This is a genomic window from Curtobacterium sp. MMLR14_002 (assembly GCF_001864975.1).
GTDB classification, from domain to species: Bacteria; Actinomycetota; Actinomycetes; order Actinomycetales; family Microbacteriaceae; genus Curtobacterium; species Curtobacterium flaccumfaciens.
In genome coordinates, this window is the sequence record NZ_MJGT01000050.1 from 288427 (window position 1) to 306339 (window position 17913).

The 17913-nt window shown below is 69.5% G+C and carries 14 protein-coding genes; 9 read left to right on the forward strand and 5 right to left on the reverse strand.

Annotated elements, in window-relative coordinates; translation table 11 throughout:
• The first annotated feature begins 74 nt into the window (after positions 1 to 74).
• Positions 75 to 1727, forward strand: coding sequence for a glycosyl hydrolase (locus BIU91_RS07990; RefSeq protein ID WP_171907799.1), 1653 nt, complete (start codon positions 75 to 77; stop codon positions 1725 to 1727).
• A 48-nt stretch (positions 1728 to 1775) separates the two neighbouring features.
• On the opposite strand, the gene BIU91_RS07995 is transcribed toward BIU91_RS07990, so the two are convergent.
• From BIU91_RS07995 to BIU91_RS08005, 3 genes are read right to left on the reverse strand one after another with little or no spacing between them, the layout of a single operon-like run.
• Positions 1776 to 2693, reverse strand: coding sequence for a glycosyltransferase (locus tag BIU91_RS07995; protein WP_071404956.1), 918 nt, complete (start codon positions 2691 to 2693; stop codon positions 1776 to 1778).
• Positions 2690 to 3766, reverse strand: a complete 1077-nt coding sequence (locus BIU91_RS08000) for a polysaccharide pyruvyl transferase family protein (protein ID WP_071404957.1) — start codon at positions 3764 to 3766, stop codon at positions 2690 to 2692. The genes BIU91_RS07995 and BIU91_RS08000 overlap by 4 nt, the downstream gene beginning before the upstream one ends.
• A complete protein-coding gene (locus tag BIU91_RS08005) occupies positions 3766 to 5175 on the reverse strand; it encodes a polysaccharide biosynthesis tyrosine autokinase (protein WP_071404958.1) in 1410 nt (469 codons plus the stop codon). The genes BIU91_RS08000 and BIU91_RS08005 overlap by 1 nt, the downstream gene beginning before the upstream one ends.
• An 83-nt stretch (positions 5176 to 5258) precedes the next feature.
• Between BIU91_RS08005 and BIU91_RS08010 the strand changes: the two genes are divergently transcribed.
• The 3 genes from BIU91_RS08010 to BIU91_RS08020 are packed head-to-tail and all read left to right on the forward strand — an operon-like array spanning position 5259 to position 8279.
• Positions 5259 to 6581, forward strand: coding sequence for a hypothetical protein (locus tag BIU91_RS08010; protein WP_071404959.1), 1323 nt, complete (start codon positions 5259 to 5261; stop codon positions 6579 to 6581).
• Positions 6578 to 7171 carry a low molecular weight phosphatase family protein gene (locus BIU91_RS08015; RefSeq protein WP_139196532.1) on the forward strand — a complete coding sequence of 198 codons (594 nt, stop codon included), beginning with the start codon at positions 6578 to 6580 and terminating at the stop codon, positions 7169 to 7171. The genes BIU91_RS08010 and BIU91_RS08015 overlap by 4 nt, the downstream gene beginning before the upstream one ends.
• Positions 7149 to 8279: a glycosyltransferase gene (locus BIU91_RS08020; protein WP_071404989.1), complete on the forward strand. Its 1131-nt coding sequence runs from the start codon at positions 7149 to 7151 to the stop codon at positions 8277 to 8279. The genes BIU91_RS08015 and BIU91_RS08020 overlap by 23 nt, the downstream gene beginning before the upstream one ends.
• A gap of 83 nt (positions 8280 to 8362) precedes the next feature.
• Here BIU91_RS08020 and BIU91_RS08025 read toward each other — a convergent pair whose 3' ends face one another.
• On the reverse strand, positions 8363 to 9508 hold the full coding sequence (locus BIU91_RS08025; RefSeq protein ID WP_084740856.1) for a glycosyltransferase: 1146 nt from the start codon (positions 9506 to 9508) through the stop codon (positions 8363 to 8365).
• Between the two features lie 97 nt (positions 9509 to 9605).
• On the opposite strand from BIU91_RS08025, the gene BIU91_RS08030 reads away from it, so the two are divergent.
• Positions 9606 to 10082, forward strand: coding sequence for a DUF3060 domain-containing protein (locus tag BIU91_RS08030; RefSeq protein WP_139196531.1), 477 nt, complete (start codon positions 9606 to 9608; stop codon positions 10080 to 10082).
• Positions 10083 to 10228: 146 nt separating this feature from the next.
• Here the strand turns inward: BIU91_RS08030 and BIU91_RS08035 are convergent, their stop codons facing one another.
• A complete protein-coding gene (locus tag BIU91_RS08035; RefSeq protein ID WP_071404962.1) occupies positions 10229 to 12862 on the reverse strand; it encodes an Ig-like domain-containing protein in 2634 nt (877 codons plus the stop codon).
• A gap of 741 nt (positions 12863 to 13603) precedes the next feature.
• Here BIU91_RS08035 and dnaK point away from each other — a divergent pair.
• The 4 genes from dnaK (at position 13604) to BIU91_RS08055 (ending at position 17713) form a co-directional block, all read left to right on the forward strand.
• A complete protein-coding gene (gene dnaK / locus BIU91_RS08040) occupies positions 13604 to 15469 on the forward strand; it encodes a molecular chaperone DnaK (RefSeq protein WP_071404963.1) in 1866 nt (621 codons plus the stop codon).
• A gap of 2 nt (positions 15470 to 15471) precedes the next feature.
• Positions 15472 to 16131, forward strand: coding sequence for a nucleotide exchange factor GrpE (locus BIU91_RS08045; RefSeq protein ID WP_084740860.1), 660 nt, complete (start codon positions 15472 to 15474; stop codon positions 16129 to 16131).
• Between the two features lie 41 nt (positions 16132 to 16172).
• Positions 16173 to 17177 (forward strand): DnaJ C-terminal domain-containing protein, encoded by a 1005-nt coding sequence (locus tag BIU91_RS08050; protein WP_017886377.1) that lies wholly within the window; start codon positions 16173 to 16175, stop codon positions 17175 to 17177.
• Between the two features lie 125 nt (positions 17178 to 17302).
• The gene (locus BIU91_RS08055) at positions 17303 to 17713 is read left to right on the forward strand and encodes a MerR family transcriptional regulator (protein WP_071404990.1); all 411 of its coding nucleotides are present in this window, start codon (positions 17303 to 17305) and stop codon (positions 17711 to 17713) included.
• Positions 17714 to 17913: the final 200 nt, after the last annotated feature.

Consider the following 17913-nt stretch of genomic DNA (forward strand, 5'->3'; position numbering starts at 1 on the left):
GAGTCGATCGCATAGCGGGTGCCGTGCATTCCGATCGCTCGCCAGCACCTGACCGTGCTGCCCATGATGGCCGGATGGAACACGTCGGGCCATCCGTTGGCCGCCCCGCTCCCCGTCCTCCGTCCACACGCCGCCGTGGCCTCACCGCCGCTGCCGTCACGGGCGTCGTGCTCGCGGCGATCCTGTCCGAGCACGCCCAGCCCCAGTCCGCACGCGGCACCACGCCGACGGCCACGACGACGCCGACGCTCCGACCCATCGGTGGGAGCGGTCTCTTCGGGCCCGACGAGCAGCCCGGGTTCACGGTCACCGGTGTCGAGCGAGCGGCAGACGTCACCTGGCGGATCAACGACACCACGGGAACGATCGTCGACTCGGGGAGCGGCCGGGCCGGCACCCGGTCGGTCGAGGTGCACCCCACGAGCGCACTCCCGTCCGGCACCTACCGATTGACCGTGCAGACGCCCGGGTCGACGTCCGCGTCGACCCGGTTCGTGCGCACCATCGCCGGTCCGGTCGGCTCCGACCCGTACTTCGGTCTCGGCGTCAACCCCGTGGCGAGCGCGCTGCCGTCACTCGCCGCACTCGGTGCCGGCAGCTACCGACAGGACCTGCAGTGGAGCGCGGTCGAGAAGGTCGCCGGCCGGTTCGACTTCACGGCGACGGACGCCCGCATCGACCCGGTCGTGCGTGACATGGGTGTCAGCCCACTCTTCGTCCTCGACTACGGCAACGTCGCGTACACGAACGACCCGATGGCACCACCGGACGTCTCCAAACCCGCCCAGGCCGCCGCCTGGAAGCGCTACGTCAAGGAGACCGTGTCCCACATGCGGGACCGGCACCCGGACACCGATCTGTCCTACGAGGTCTGGAACGAGTGGACGAACAACCACGGTTCGCTGCCCGCGACGCCCGCCGCCTACATCGAGCTCGCACGGGTCACCGCACAGGTCATCCGTGCGACCGACCCGGCGGCGACGATCGTCGGGCCGACCCAGAACTCGGTGTCCGACGACGAGCGCGCCTGGATCGGCGAGTGGTTCCGCCTCGGTGGCGCTGACCACGTCGACGCGGTCAGCGTCCACCCCTACAACAACCCGTGGGGCCCCGAGCTCTGCGTCCCGACGAACCCCTGCATCGAGGACGCCCTCGCGTGGCTCCGGACGACGGCCGACCGGTACCCGCGCCCCGACGGCAGCGCCTTGCCGATCTGGATCACCGAGGTCGGGTGGCCGACGCAATTCGCCGGACCGGGGTGGGTCCGACCGGAGGACCAGACCGCCTACGTCCTGCGCACCTACGCGATCGCCGCGCAGTACGGCGTCGAGCGACTCTTCCTGTTCGAGATGGCCGAGCCCGCCCTGGCGAACGGCACCGCACGGACGTTCGGGCTGCTCGGCAACGCCGACGGCGGCTACGAGCCGAAGACCTCCGCCGCGGCCTGGGCGACCATGCAGCGGGTCCTCTCCGGAAAGCGGTTCGTGGCGGAGCACCGGATCGGTCCGGTCCGCCACATGCGGTTCACCTCGCCGGACGGCAAGCACCACGCCCGTGTCGTCTGGCAGTCGGAAGCGCAGCACCTGTCGACGCCCGTGCGCGTCTCACTCCGCGGAGCGGGCCGGATCGTCGAACCCACGGGATCCGAGAAGACCGTGCGGGGCGCAGCAGGGAAGCTCGACATGTCCGCGAAGTGGATCCCGCGGTTCGTCGTCTGGGACGAGTGACTCCGAGCGGCCCTGCGGTGCACCTGGTGCGCTGCGGGGCCGCTCGTGTCACCCGTGCTGCGGCGTCGTGGTCCGGTCGAACGCGTGGTGCGCGCCGTGGTCGTCCGCGCCGTGCCACCCCTGCCACCGGCCACGGAGCTGCGCCTGCTGGAATCGGGTCGCATCGTGGTCCCGCTTGGCCCGCGCCACGAGGACGGCCACCATCGACCGGGTGACCCAGTAGGCCGCCTGGCCGCGGAGCCGGTGCTTCCGGAGCACCCGGCCGAACCCCCGGTTGTACCGCAGCACCTTGGCCAGGGTCTCGTCCGTCATGCCGTCGTGCCGGAAGTCGCCGTGCCGCACGGTCACGTCCGGCATGTAGGCGATGTGGGCACCGCGACGGAGTGCTCGGATGACGAGGTCGTTCTCCTCGCCGGAGCCGAACGGCGTCGCCGAACCGGTCCCGAGGGCGACGTCGAAGAGCCCGTGCCTCTCGAGCAGGTCGCGTCGCAGGAAGATGCCTGCAGCGACGATCGTCCGGGGAACCCGCCAGCTCGTGACCCGGCATGCCCGTCGGCGCCAGCGGAGCATCGTGCCACTGTCGTCACTCGCACGGCAGGGGATGGCTGCTCCGTCGAGGTTCCGGTCGTCCATCCGCTCGGACAGGAGTTCGAGGACACCGTCGTCGAACCAGCAGTCGTCGTCGGGGAACGCCACGATGTCCCCACGGATCGTGGCGAGCCCGCGGTTCCGGCCGCGGCTGACCCCACGGACGACGGGCTCGTGCACGTGTTCTGCGTGACCGGCCTCGATCAGGTCCCGGAGGAGCGGCAGCGCGTCGGGCGTCGGGCGCTGCTCGACCACGGTCACGAAGACCGGCACACGTGCTCGGCGGATCGAGTCGAGGCACCGCTCGATGTGTTCCGGCGAGCGGATCGTCGAGATGACCAGGTGGAAGCGGTGGCTGGCCCCTGCGACGGCGCTCACACCGACACCGTGCTCGTCGTCAGCAGGTCCGTCGTCGAGCGCGTCCCCGACTTCCAGGCGAGCAGCTCGACCCTGATCCGCTGCAAGCGGTCCTGCAGTTCGCCGACCCGGTCGGCGATGCCCACACGCTCCTGTTCGGCCGTACGCATCGCGTCGACCAGGTCGTCCGTCGAGTGGCCCACCGTGACGGGGGCGGCACGACCGGTGACGCTCGACCAGAAGTCGTCGCACTTCGAGGCGTAGGACAGCGGGACCGTCGCGATGCCGAGCGACACTGCGGCGACCGCGCCGTGCAGCCGTTCCGACACCACGAGGTCGCAGCTGCCGATCGCGGCCATCGTGGCCGCGACGTCCGTGTAGGCGTGGACGACCGACGACGTCGTCAGGCGGTCCGACAGGTGACGTGCGGCGTCCTGGTCGGCTGCCGACAGGGCGAACGCGACCACCTCGGTGGCACCGAGGTCGCGTGCGTGTTCGTCGACGGCCGCGGCGACGGTGTCGACGTCGAAGCGGGAGTGGGGATCGGACCCGAGGCTCACGCCGATCCGCGGAGCAGCTCGAGCGGGGCGGGGCACGTGCTGGACGAGCGGGTAGAGCAGCGCCGGGTCACCGCTGATGTCGACGGGCATCAGGTGAGCGGAGACCTCGTCCTGGGTGAGGGGACCGCGAACGCCGGCGATGTGCAGCCGCTCGAGCGTGCGCCAGGCCTCCCAGCGTTGCCGCTGCCGCGCCAGGGAGTACGTGTCCGATGCCGACGCGGCACCGAGGCCCACACCGATCAGGCCGTCCGTGCCGAAGTTGCGGATCGCCAGCCGTGCGTGCTCTGCCCACGACGCGAACCCGACGGACGTCCCACCGCCGAGCAGGACGACCCGTTCCGCGCCGAGTGTGCGGAGCCGGTCGAGCCCGAATCGTGGCGCCGATCGGAGGTAGTCGCGTGCGTTGAGCGGCGCCTGGACCGTGAGGGGGTCGTCGAGTGCAGCGCGCCAGGTCTCGTACAGCAGGTCGTCGCCGAAGTTGGCGTTGCCCTGCCACCCGAGGTAGACGAGTGAACGGCGTGCGGGCGGCTTCATCAGTGGTCCTCCGGGGTGCGGCGAGCTCGCGACGATCGACGAGGGCTCTCGCTGACCGGCGCCGACGGCTCGTAGTTGTAGTAGGTCTTCGCGCGGCGCTGCACCGGCAGGCGGTTGACGACGAGGCCGAGCAGGCGGGCGCCGACCTGGGTCACGGTCCGTTCTGCAGCGGTGAAGTCGGCGCGTCTGGTCCGCCCGTCCACGCTCACCACGAGCAGGACACCGCTGCAGATCGCGCCCAGCACAGCGGGGTCGGTCACCGGGAGCATCGGAGGGGCGTCGACGATGACGTACTCGTAGCGGGACTCGAGTTCGCGGACCAGGTCGACCATGCGGCTCGAGCTCAGGAGTTCGCTGGGGTTCGGGGGGACCCGCCCCGCTGCGAGGACGTGGAGGGGCGTGTCCGCGCCGATCTGTTGGATGGTGTCGTCGAGGGCGACCTGCCGGGTGAGCACCGTGGAGAGTCCGACGCGGCTCTCGATGCCCAGGTAGGTGCCGGTGGTCGGGCGTCGGAGGTCGGCGTCGACGAGGACGACGCGGGATCCGTTCTGGGCGAGCATGAGCGCGAGGTTCACGGCGGTGGAGGACTTCCCCTCGCCCGGCGTCGCGCTGGTGACGACGATGCTCTGCGCGTCCCCGTCGAGGTTCGTGTAGGTCAGGTGGGTCCGGAGCTGGCGGAACGCCTCGGCTCGCGTGCTGTAGCGGTTGCCGAACGAGACGAGTGGTTCCTTCACGACCGAGTCGTCGAGTGCGAACTCACCCAGCACGCTCGCCTGGGTCAGCCGGCGCAGTGCCTCGAACGAGCGGAGGCGGGTGTCGAGGACCTCGCGGAGGACGGCTTGGGCGATGCCGAGGGCGAGTCCGGCGAGCACGCCGATCGCGATGTTGACGGTCAAGCGGGGCGAGAACGGTGTGCTCGGAGCTGTCGCGGGCTGGAAGACGCTGAGGTGCACGAGGCCGGTGGTGGCGGCCCCCTCGTTCTCGACCTGTTCGACCACTTTCACCAGCTGAGCCGTGACGGCGTTCGCGATGGCGGCGGCTTGCGACGGAGATCCGTCGGTGGCGCTGATCGAGATGAGCACGGTGTCGCGCTTCGACTCCGCCGTCACCACCCGCGAGAGGCCGCCACCACCCGGCAGACCGAGCTGCTTCGCGGCCTGTCCGAGCACCTGGGGCGTGACTGCGAGCGCCTCGTAGGACTTGACGCGCGCGGCCGAGAAGGTGTTGGCCTGGCTGAGGTCGGTGACCGAGTCCCCGCCTGCCACGGACACGAACACCTCGCTCGTCGCACGGTACTGCGGCGCCTGGACCGCGGAGAAGGCCGCCGCGAGTCCGGTCGCGAGCAGCAGCACCGCAGCGATGGAGATCCAGCGGTGCCGGAGCACGTCGATGAACTGCGCGAGTGTCATCCGAGCCTTTCCTTCGGGTTTCGATGTGTGATACTCATAGTAGTTGATATGAAATATTACGCAACCAAGTGGAGGAAGCCCGGATGACCGTCCTCGGAGCCGTGTTCCTCGTCGCGCTCGGCGTCGGACTGACGGTGCGTCGTGAGTGGTTGCCGGCGATCATCGGGGCGGCCGCCGGGTTGCCGTACTCCGCGGGCGTCGTCGTCGGGGGGAACGGCGTGCCGCTGTTCACCGTCGCGGCAGCAGCCAGCGCCTGCGCGCTCCTCGGGACGCGTCGACTGGGGACGTCGCACTGGACAGCGAACGCGTTCGCCCTCTTCCTCGGTTGGACGACGGTGATCACCGCACTGGCTCCGTGGATGTTCGGCGGCATCCGGGTCCTCGTCTCGCGCGGGGGAGTCGATCACCAGGTGGCTGACCCCGGTGTGCTCGCCTACACGGTGAGCAACGGCGCACAGCTCGCCTACCTGCTCCTCGCCGCCTGCTGCACGCTCTACCTGGTGCGCGTCCGGGGTGCCGTCCTCGCGGTCGGTGTCGCGCTGGTGGTGGGGACGGTGACGACGAGCATCCGCGGGTTCCTCCTCCTGTTCCGTGCGGACGTGACGGCTCCCCTCTTCGACACGCTGCCGAACGTCGCGTACGCCTGGACGACGACGGAGGACCGGCTGCGGGGGGTCTTCAGCGAACCGAGCGAGCTCGCAGCGTTCTCCCTGCCCGCGGTCGCGTTCTTCGTCGTGGCGGCACTGCGGTCGACGGGCCGGGCCCGGTTCCTCTGGTCCGCGGCAGCTGCCCTCGCATGCTCCAACCTGCTGCAGGCGTCGTCGGGCACCGCCGTTGTCGCCTCCGCCGTCGTGATCGGCTTGGGCATCGTCGTACTGGCCGTCCGGTACGTCGTCCGCGGTGGTGTCGGCACCCCGTGGCTCGTCATCGGCGTGCTCACTGCGGCCGTGGTCGCCCTCGTCGCCGGTGACCACCTGCTCGCGCCGATCCGGCAACTCGTCGTCGACAAGGTGGACAGCAAGTCGTACGACTCCCGGACGGGTGCGGACGCGTTCAGCTGGGGCGTCCTCGCGGACACGCTCGGGATGGGTGCCGGCATCGGCAGCAACCGGCCGTCGTCGTTCGGCATGTCCCTGTTGTCCACCGTCGGCATCCCGGGCACCGCGGCGTTCGCTTCACTCGTCCTGGGCATCGTGGCGACCGCGATCCGGCGTCCGGGGACGGTCGCGGCGGCCACCGCGCTCGTCGCGTTGCTCGTCGCCAAGGTCGTCGGGACGCCCGACTTCTCGACCCCGGTCCTCTGGGTCCTCATCGCGGCCTGCGCGACCCCGACGTGGGTCCCGACCGCCGTCCCCGACCCCGTCCTCCGACCCACCGCCCCCGCACTGACAGGAACTCGATCGTGATCGCCATCCTCATCGTCTGCGAAGGGAACGTCTGTCGTTCCCCGTACGTCGAACGCGTGCTCCGGGCCCGCCTGGACGCTGTCGCCCCCGGAGCGTTCCAGGTGTCGAGCGCGGGGACCGCCGCCGAACCCGGGGCGGCGATGTTCCCGCGGTCGTCCGACGCCGTCCTGCGCCACGGAGCCGACCCCGCTGGCTTCGCAGGGACGCCCCTGACCGCCGGCGTGCTCGACGGCCCCGCGCTCGTGCTCACCCTGGAACGCCAGCACCGTGCCTCGGTCCTCGACCTCGCTCCCGCGCTGTTGCGGCGGACGTTCACGCTGCGCGAGTTCGAGCGGCTCGTCCGTCCGCTCCTCGATGAGGACGCCGTCGGCGCGGGGTTCTGGGACGACTTCCCCAGATTGGTCGCAGGTTCACGACTCGGCACCGCCCCCACCGACCCAGAGACGGACGACATCACCGACCCCGTCCGCGGAGACGACGCCGATCACGCCCGGATGTGCGCCCTGGCCGACGAGGCGATCGATGCCGTCGTCGCCTGTGCCGCACGAACGACGGAAGGAGCTCGCGATGCGCGGACTGCTCGTGCATGAGTGGATCGAAGCGGTCGGCGGCGCCGAACGTGTCCTCGACGCCATGGCGGACGAGTACCCGGACGCCGACCTCTTCGGCCTCTGGAACGACGCCCCGGGCCGGTACCCCGGTCGGCGGGTGATCGAGAGCGCCCTCGCGCCGACGCCGCTGCGGGGGCGCAAGGCCCTGGCTGTCCCGTTCCTCCTCGCGCTCTGGTCGCACGGGCTGCGCGACCTCGGACCGTACGACTGGGCGCTCGTCAGTTCGCACCTGTTCGCGCACCAGGCCCGTGTGCCCGGGGTCGATCCCGAGCGCCAGTTCACCTACGTGCACACACCGGCGCGGTACCTCTGGAACCCGGAGCTCGATGCCCGCGGCGCGTCCGTCGCCGCACGGGTCGCGGGCCCCGCGCTCCGCGCGGTGGACCGCCGTCGGGGTGGGGCGCTCCGGCACGTCGCGGCCAACAGCCGCTTCGTGCAGCAGCGCATCCGCGCGAGCTGGGACGTCGACGCGGTCGTGATCCACCCACCCGTCGGGGTCGAACGGCTCACCGCTGTCGACGACTGGGCACGGGAACTCGACGACTGTGAGCGTGCGCTACTCGAGTCGCTGCCCGCAGGCTTCCTGCTGGGCGCGTCCCGGTTCGTGCCGTACAAGCGACTCGACGTGGTGATCCAGGCCGGCCGGGCATCAGCGCGGCCGGTGGTGCTCGCCGGTGACGGTCCCGACCTCGAGCGGCTCCGGGCGCTCGCCGCGGACTCCGACGTCGACGTCGACGTCCGCATCGTCGTCCGGCCGTCCGACGCGCTCCTGGCAGCATTGTTGCAGCGTGCGGCCGTCTACGTGTTCCCGCCGGTGGAGGACTTCGGCATCATGCCGGTCGAGGCCATGGCACTCGGTACGCCGGTCGTCGTGAACGCCGTCGGAGGCGCGTGCGACTCGGTGGAGCCCGGCCGGAGCGGCGTCGTCCTGCACGACTTCGCTCCGTCGACGCTGCGGTCGGCCGTCGAGGCCGCCGCCGCGCTCGACGGTGCGGACTGCCGAAAACGGGCCGACACGTTCTCCACCACGCGCTTCCGGCGCGAGATCGGCGCGTGGACCGGGATCCCGAGCACGGTCCGTTCCTGACGCGCGCCAGCCAGGAGGCCCGCCTTCCGTCGCCGGGTCGACCCACGACAGGCGACGCGCACCCGCAGTGCCGCCGTCCGGCGTCAGCGGGCGGTCGCCACCAGGACTGCCTCGATCTGCGCGACGACGCGGGGGAGATCGAACCGTCTGGCGATCCGACGGCCGTTGTCAGCGAGCCGGCCCCGGGCCTCCCGGTCGGCCGCCAGGCGCACCATGGCGGACGCGAGCGCTGCGACGTCACCGGGCGAGACGAGGAGACCGTCCCGGTCGTCGGTGATGATCTCGGCGGGGCCACCCGCGTCGCTGGCGATCACGGCCCGGCCCAGCGCCATCGCCTCGATGACGACCTGTCCGAACGGCTCTGCGCGTGTGCTGGCGTGGACGACGACGTCACACGCGGCCATCTCGGCGGCGACGTCGTGCTGGTGCCCACGGAAGTCGACGGAGTCGCGGACGCCGAGGTCGGACGCAAGTGTGTGCAGCGCCCGGGCGAACGCGTCGTCGGCACCGAACAGCGGTGCGCCCACCAGGCGGAGTCGCGCGTCGGGGTCGAGACCGGCTGCGCGGGCGGCCGCGAAGGCGCGGAGGACGACGCCCTGCCCCTTCCACGGCGTGAGGCGTCCGACCATGCCGATCGTGAACGCTGAAGCGGTGTGTGGCGCTGCTTCCGCCGGGACGGACACGGGGCAGCCGACGACGGCGACGGGCCGGGGCAGGCGACCGAGCGACCGCGCCGTGCTCCGGGAGTTCGCGATCACCGTGCGGGGGAGGAGCGCGAACGCGAGCCGGAGCAACGCGGCGTTCACTCGCGACGACCCGTCGGCACCGACGAGGTCGTGTGCATGGGCGACCACGGGGATCCCGGCCCGTCGTCCGGCGAGTCCACCCCAGATGTGCGCCTTCGCCGAGTGGGTCGTCAGCACGTCGACGCCGAGGGTACCCAGGACGCGGGTGAGCTCGTGGGTGGCACGGAGCGTGCTGACCGTCTTCTCGATGAGCCCCGCACCCGTGGCGGCGGTGTGGTGCCGGACGGACGCATCGAGGGGCACGACCTGGCAGCGCACACCGGAGGCGGCAAGGAGTTCCTCGAGCGGGCCGTGTTCACCGAGGACCACGATCGGTTCGATCCTCGTGCACGCCGCCGTCACACGGGCGACGAGCAGTTCTGCCCCGGAGAGGGCTGCGGAGTGGCTGAGGAAGGCCACCACCGGCAACCGGTCAGTTGTCATGCATTCAGCATATCAAGTATTATATAGAACATTACATACGAATGTCTGCGGGTCCGATGACGCGCCCGACACCTCCCGCTCCAGATCGGAACACACCATGGCTCTGAGCCCCCATCCTCCCGTCCGCCGCTTGCTCGTCACCGGGATCACCGTCCTCGGCGTCCTCGCTGCAGTGACCGCGTGCTCCGGCACCGGTGACGACAAGTCGACCCCGAAGCCGAGCGCGAGCGCGAGCGCGACGGCCAAGGCGGACAAGACTGACAAGCAGGTCTTCTCGAACCCGCCTGCCGACATCGAGAAGGTCCAGGCCGGGTGCGAGGACGGCAAGGCCGTCGTCGACCAGGCCAACAAGGACGTCACCGTCGGAGACTGCGCGTCGGTGGAGATCACCGCGGGCAACGCGGTGGTGCACCTCGGAAACGTCGAGGAACTCGTCGTCTCCGGTTCCATCAACGACATCGCCGGGAAGCAGGTCGGCTCGGTCACCGTCACGACCGACGGCAACCGCGTCACCACGGACAACGAGCCGAAGATCGACGACAAGGGCGAGAGCAACGTGTTCGTCACCCGATGATCGACCCGTCCCACGACGAATGCCGCCGGCCTGAGGCCGGCGGCATTCGTCGTTCTGTCGTTCCGTTCTCCGTTGCTTCGCTCCTGACACACGGGAACGGGCGCCCCTCCTGGTGGAGAGGCGCCCGTCGCGTTGTGCTGGTGGTGTTACCGGATGACGTTGATGGTGCGCTGGTCAGCAGGGCCGTTGAGGTTGCCCTTGGTGATCTGCTTGGTGAACAGCGTGTACGCCTGCGGAGTGAGGGTGCGCTCCACGGAGATCGTCCAGGCGCCCGACGTGTTCACGGTCGCGGAACCGAGGCGGCTCGAGGTGCCGTTGAGGACGACCTTGGCGCCGGGTGCTCCGGTGCCGGTGAAGACGATCTGGTCGCCACGAAGGGTGCCGCCGTTGGACGGGGTCTCGATGACGAGTGCGGCGGGCGTGCCGTAGTCGAGCGTCGCCGTCTTGGGTGCCGAGACCGTGCCGTTGACCGTCTGGGTGACGGTGAAGGTGCGGACGCCGGCGACCGTGGCGGGGATCGTGACGGAGTACTTCCCGTCGACGGCCTTGACGCTCTCGATGATCGTCGTGCCTTCGCGGACGATGACGTCGGCTCCGGTCTGGGCGTTGCCCGAGACGACGGCGTTCTGCTCGACGTCACGGTCGAAGACCCCGTTGGCAGTCAGCGCCGTGATCTGCTCGTTGCGGACGTTGACGGTGATGTTGACGCGCTGGGTGAGGCCGCCCTTGCTGGTCTGGAGTGCGTGGAGGTCGTAGACCGCCGGGTTGAGCTGGCGGGTGACGTCGACGGTCCAGGCGCCGTCGGTGATCTTGGTGTCACCGATGGAGGAGGTGTTGCCGCGCATGTCGAGCTTGGCGCCGGTGGCTCCGGTGCCGGTGAAGCGGATGGAGCCGTTGGTGACGGTGGCGCCGTTGGCCGGGGTCTGGATGACCGGGGCTGCGGGGTTGCCGTAGTCGAGGGAGCGGTCCAGTGGTGCGGAGACCTGGCCTCGGACGGTCTGGGTGACGGTGAAGTCGTTGACGCCGAAGTGGGCCTTGTTCGCGGGGATCGTGATCGTGTAGCGGCCGTTGGTGGCGACGGCGGTGCCGATGGTGTCGCCGTTGCTGTCCTTCACGGTGACGGTCGCGCCGGGGTTGGCGGAGCCGGTCATCGTCGCGGGCAGGTTCTCGTCCGTGGTGTTGAACGCGGCGGTCGCGGTCAGCGGAGCAACCGGAGCAACCGGGGCCTCGTCGGTGATCGTGATCGTGATCGGTGCCTGCGTCGTGAGGCCACCCTTGGTGGTCTGCACGGCGCGCAGGTTGTAGACGTTGTTCGACAGGTCGATCGTCACCGGTGCGTTCCAGGTGCCGTCGGTGACGGTACCGGTCGCGATGGCTCGGACGGAACCGCGGACATCGATACGAGCGCCGTTGTCACCCGTGCCGGTGAAGGTCAGGCCGTCCTTCTGGACTGTCGAGCCGTTCGCCGGGCTGGTGATGCGGATCGGGGTCGGCATGCCGTAGTCGAGCGAGACGTCCTTCGCGGGCGAGGTCGTGTCGTTCTTCGTCTGGGTCACGGTGAAGTCGTTCACGCCGGTGTGGGCGAACGACGGCGGGACCGGGATCGAGTACTTCCCGTCGACGGCCTCAGCCCGGCCGACCTCGTTGCCGAGGCTGTCCTTGACGATCACGGTCGCGCCGGTGGTGGCGTCGCCGGAGATCGTGGCGGGCTTGGTGACGTCGTCATCGAACGCGCCGACCGCGGTGAGCTCGGTCGTGAGCGGGTTCGTCGCGACCGTGAACGAGACCTTCTCGGTGCTCGGCGCCCCGGCGAGCGGAGTCTGGGTCACGTCGAACTCGTAGGAGCCATCCGCGAGGTCCGCGGCTGCGGGGACGCTCCAGGCGCCGTCCTTCACGACGGTGGTCGCGATGAGGTTGTCGTCGGCGTCGCGGATCTCGATCGTGGCGCCCTCGTCACCGGTGCCGGAGAAGACCGGACGCTTGGTGTCGACCGTGGAGTCGTCGGCCGGGGTGGTGACGACGAGCGCATCGGGCGCCGGAACCTCGGCGTCCGTCACGGTCGTGGTGGTCTTGCCCTGTGCACGGAAGTCGTTCGTGCTGCTCGTGCCCGTGAAGTCGAAGTCCATCGAGCTGGAGCCTTCGGGGGCGTCCTCAGCCGCGGCGACGTCGATCATGAAACGGTACTGCTGGTCGGCCGGACGCTCGCTGGACCAGTCCGCGTCGAACGTCAGGGTGGTGTTGTCGTTCGACAGACGGCCGTTGGTGAGCGGGATCGACGTGGAAGCGTTCCACGCGGTGTTGCCTACGCGACGCCACGAGCCCTGAACGGTGTCCTGCTCGGAGAAGGTCGCCCCGTCCGGAGCGGTCAGCACGACGGTGCCCTTGGTGTCCGTGCGCGAGACGCGGTTCTCGACGACGAACGGCACCTGGGTGGTCGCACCGCGCTCGAGCTCGACGGGGCCCTGGTCGACGCCGAAGAGGCCGCCGCCCTCGACGATCGTGACCGAGACGTTCTGACGGTCGATCTCGGTGGCGCCGCGCTTCTGGATGGCCACGAGCGAGTTCGCGCCGTTCACGAGGCCGGTGACCGTCATGTTCCACTTGCCGTCCGCATTCACGTTGACAGTCTTGGAGCCGATCGTGACGGTCTGGTTCGGGGTCGCCGTGCCGGAGATCACGGCCGACTTGTTGATGTTGCTCGTGCTCGTGACGTTCGCGACCAGCGGCTTGTTGATCGACGCGACGATCTCGTCGTAGGTCGCCAGCGAATAGCCGGACAAGTATCCCAGGTAGAAACCAGTCTGGGCCGAGTTTCGGTAGACCCCGAGTCCAAGGTTCTCACTCATCGTGAACTGGCCTGCCGCTGTCCCGCAGTTGCTTGACCACGGGGCGTACTTGCCTCCAAGGCTGCTCAGGCACTGGCCCTTCGAGTTTTTGATGACACCACGAGTCCCGGGCGCGGGAAACTCGACGCGATCCGCCGATGCCTTTGCTTGAGCAAACGTGGAGTACGCCTTTGCTACTGCGCCATTGACAGCCCCGGAGCCAAGGTTGGCTGCCTGGACCGCAAAATATGTGTCCGTTCGCGCTTCTCGGAGCACGAGGGAACCGACGACCCGCTCGGACGGCTCCGCTCCAGGACCAGCGGCAGTGGCCGGGGCCGCGCCGAAGGAGAGGCCAGACACGATGGTGGCTGCGGCCAGCCCGGCCGCACCCATGGACTTGAGGGCAGTTGATGCCCTCTTCTTGTGAGACATGTGCATCTTTCAGGACAGGCCGCGCGACGGCGGCTGTGCGGGAAGTGGCACGCCCGTCGACAGACTCCGACGGTGCATGTGTATTCAGAATATCACGTGAAATACCAACATACGCGCGTACTCGATCACGAAGGGTCGCCTGTGAGTTGAGTGGGATTGGCGCAGGTTTGCTCTCGCTGAAGTTGACTCCAGGCGACTCAGGGGTAGAGTTGAGTCCATCGGACGCAAGTCCAACGACTTACCCCCAAGCAAGAGGAGCAACACATGGGACGTGCAGTAGGCATCGACCTCGGAACCACTAACTCCGTCGTCGCAGTTCTCGAAGGTGGCGAGCCCACCGTCATCGCCAACGCCGAGGGCATGCGCACCACGCCGTCGATCGTGGCGTTCACGAAGGACGGCGAGGTCCTGGTCGGCGAGACCGCCAAGCGCCAGGCCGTGACGAATGTCGATCGCACCATCGCGTCGGTCAAGCGTCACGTCGGCACCGACTGGACCACCGAGATCGACGGCAAGAAGTACACGCCACAGGAGATCTCGGCCCGCACCCTCGGCAAGCTCAAGCGCGACGCTGAGCAGTACCTCGGCGAAGACGTCACCGACGCAGTCATCACCGTGCCGGCGTACTTCAACGACGCCGAGCGCCAGGCCACGAAGGACGCCGGTGAGATCGCCGGCCTCAACGTCCTCCGCATCATCAACGAGCCGACCGCGGCCGCGCTGGCCTACGGCCTCGACAAGGGCAAGGAAGACGAGCTCATCCTGGTCTTCGACCTCGGTGGCGGCACGTTCGACGTCTCCCTGCTCGAGGTGGGCAAGGACGACGACTTCTCGACGATCCAGGTCCGCGCGACCTCCGGTGACAACCGTCTCGGTGGCGACGACTGGGACCAGCGCATCGTCGACTACCTGGTCAAGAAGTTCAAGGACGAGCACGGCGTCGACCTGTCCACGGACAAGATCGCCAAGCAGCGCCTGAAGGAAGCGGCTGAGCAGGCCAAGAAGGAGCTGTCGTCGCAGATGTCGGCGAACATCCAGCTCCCGTACCTGACGCTCACCGCCGAGGGCCCGCTGAACCTGGACGAGACCATCTCGCGCGCACAGTTCGAGCAGATGACCTCCGACCTGCTGGACCGCACCAAGAAGCCGTTCAACGACGTCATCAAGGAAGCCGGTGTCTCGGTCAACGACATCGCCCACGTGGTGCTCGTCGGTGGCTCGACCCGCATGCCCGCCGTGGCCGAGGTCGTCAAGTCGCTGACCGGTGGCAAGTCCCCGAACCAGGGCGTCAACCCGGACGAGGTCGTCGCCGTCGGCGCCGCACTGCAGGCCGGTGTGCTGAAGGGCGAGCGCAAGGACGTCCTGCTCATCGACGTCACGCCGCTGTCGCTCGGCATCGAGACCAAGGGCGGCCTGATGACGAAGCTCATCGACCGCAACACCGCGATCCCGACCAAGCGGAGCGAGACCTTCACGACCGCTGACGACAACCAGCCGTCGGTCGCCATCCAGGTCTTCCAGGGTGAGCGCGAGTTCACCCGTGACAACAAGCCGCTCGGCACCTTCGAGCTCACCGGCATCGCACCGGCTCCCCGTGGCGTCCCGCAGGTCGAGGTCACCTTCGACATCGACGCCAACGGCATCGTGCACGTGTCCGCCAAGGACAAGGGCACCGGCAAGGAGCAGTCGATGGTCATCTCCGGCGGTTCGTCGCTGCCGAAGGAGGACATCGAGCGCATGGTCCGCGAGGCCGAGGAGCACGCAGCCGAGGACAAGGCCCGTCGCGAGGCCAACGAGCGTCGCAACCAGGCCGAGCAGCTCGTCTACTCGATCGAGAAGCTCATCAAGGAGAACGACGAGAAGCTCCCCGCGGACGTCAAGTCCGAGGTGCAGGCCGACGTGGACGCGCTCAAGTCCGCTCTCGCGGGCGAGGACGACGACGCCGTGAAGTCCGCCTTCGACAAGCTCAACGAGTCGCAGGGCAAGCTCGGCCAGGCCATCTACAGCCAGCAGGACGCAGCAGCCGGCACCGCCGGTGGCGAGCAACCCGCGGGTGAGCAGCCGGCCGACGACGAGGACATCGTCGACGCCGAGGTCGTGGACGACGAGGACGACAAGGACAAGAAGTAACGATGACGGATCCCAAGGAGAACGCGCCCAACGAGGACGAGCCCCAGGTCGAGGGCGACGTCACGAACGCGGCGGAGCCCGAGGACCTCATCGAGGCGGAGGGGCCCGACGTCGAAGTACCGACGGACGGCCCCGCCGCCGGGGGCCCGGCGGCCGATGCAGCGAACGACCTCTCCCCGGAGGACGAAGCGCTGCTCGCCGATGCCGCCCGCGGCATCGCCGAGGACAAGCTGAGCACCGAGGACCGCGACCTCGTCGCCGAGATGCGTGCAGACATGCTCCGTGCGCAGGCCGAGCTGGTGAACTTCCGGAAGCGCGTCGAGCGTGACCGTGAGGCCAACCGCGAGGTCGCCATCGCCGAAGTCGTGCGGGCCCTGCTGCCGGCGCTCGACGACCTCACCCGGGCCGAGGCCCACGGTGACCTCGCCGAGGGCCCGATGCAGGTCATCGGCCAGAAGATCCGCGGGGGCTTCGAGAAGTTCAAGCTCGTGCAGATCGGCGAGAAGGGCGAGGCGTTCGACCCGAACATCCACGAGGCGATCGTCCAGCTCCCCACCCCGGGTGCCACCGGACAGACCGTCGCGGACGTCGTCGAGCCGGGCTACAAGCTCGGTGAGCGGGTCCTCCGCGCGGCCAAGGTCGCGGTGGCGGTCCCGGCCTGAGCCGGGCCCCCACGGTGACGACAGAAGAAGGCAGGTGATCCATGGCCAGTCAGGATTGGTTCGACAAGGACTTCTACAAGGTCCTCGGCGTGTCCAAGGACGCCTCCGACGCCGAGCTGAAGAAGACGTACCGGAAGCTCGCGCGGCAGTTCCACCCGGACTCCAACCCGGGTGACGCCGCCGCCGAGAACCGCTTCAAGGAGATCAGTGAGGCGTACTCGGTGCTCTCCGACAAGGAGCAGCGCCAGGAGTACGACCAGGTCCGCGCCATGGGCTCCGGCGCTCGCTTCACGGCGGGCGGCGGGGGCCAGGGCGGGTTCGAGGATGTCTTCGGCGGGATGTTCGGGCAGCAGGGCGGTGGCGGACAGCGCGTCCGCTTCGGCCAGGGCGGCCCCGGCGGTGCCGGCGGTTTCGAGGACATCCTCGGCGGGATGTTCGGCGGGGGTGGTGGCTTCGGCCAGACCTCCGGCGGCTACCGCGGCTTCGGTGGGCCGACGAAGGGCCGCGACGTCACGGCGTCGACGACCCTCGACTTCACGACGGCGATAGCCGGTGACACCGTCAAGCTGTCGCAGGGCAACGGCCGACCGGTGAACGTCCGCATCCCCGCGGGTGTCGCCGACGGTCAGAAGATCCGTCTGCGCGGCCGCGGCGAGCCCTCGCCCGACGGCGGTGAGGCCGGTGACCTCGTGGTCGCCGTGTCGGTGCGGAAGCACCCGGTGTTCGAGCGCGACGGGCTCAACCTGCGCGTGGACGTCCCCGTGACGTTCACCGAGGCAGCGCTCGGCGCGACGATCGAGGTCCCGACGCTCGGTGGTTCGCCCGTGAAGCTGAAGGTCGCCCCCGGCACGCCGTCGGGTCGCGTCCTGCGCGTCAAGGGCCGCGGCGTCACGACGAAGAACGGCACCGGCGACCTGCTCGCCACCGTCCAGGTCGCGGTGCCGTCCCACCTGTCGGACAAGCAGCGCGAGGCCGTCGAGGCACTCGCGGCTGCGCTGCCCGACGAGAACCCCCGCGAGGACCTCCTCGCCAAGGCGCGCGACTAGCGTCGCGCAACCACAGCAGTAGACCGGTCTGGAGGCCCGGCGCGGCTCCGTCAGGAAGCCGCACCGAGCCTCCAGGCTGGTTTTCACCCCACGCGGACGACGGAAAGGAACGCGCCATGACCGACATGGACGAGAACTCGCCCGTCTTCGCGATCGCGGTCGCTGCGGAGCTCGCCGAGATGCACCCGCAGACGCTGCGGCAGTACGACCGGCTCGGCCTGGTCGTGCCGGGCCGCACCCGGGGTGGATCGCGGCGGTACTCGATGCGTGATGTCGCGCAGCTGCGCGAGATCGCGCGGCTCGGCTCCGAGGGAGTGTCGCTGGAGGGCATCCGGCGGGTGCTCGACCTGGAGAACGAGAACAGGGCGCTGCGCGACCGGGTGCGCGAACTTGAGTCGGCGTTGGCCGACCAGCTGATCAACCGACCGGGGGCGCGGGTCTTCGCCGCCAGCGCAAGTGGTGCGGCGATCTCCCTCAAGGCGGGGTCACGGCCGCAGCGGAACACGCAGATCGTGCTGTACCGCGGGCCGCGCTGAAAGGCAGCGACAGGCGAACGCCCCCGGTGACCGAGTGGTCACCGGGGGCGTTCTCTGTGCGCTGTGTGGCTTACTTGACGGTGAAGCGGACGGGGAGCTCGCTGGCGGCGTTGCCGGGCGTGGTCTGCTTCGCGGTGAGGGCGTAGCTGCCACGGCCGAGGTCGATGTTCGACGCCACGCTCCACTTGCCGTCGGTGTTG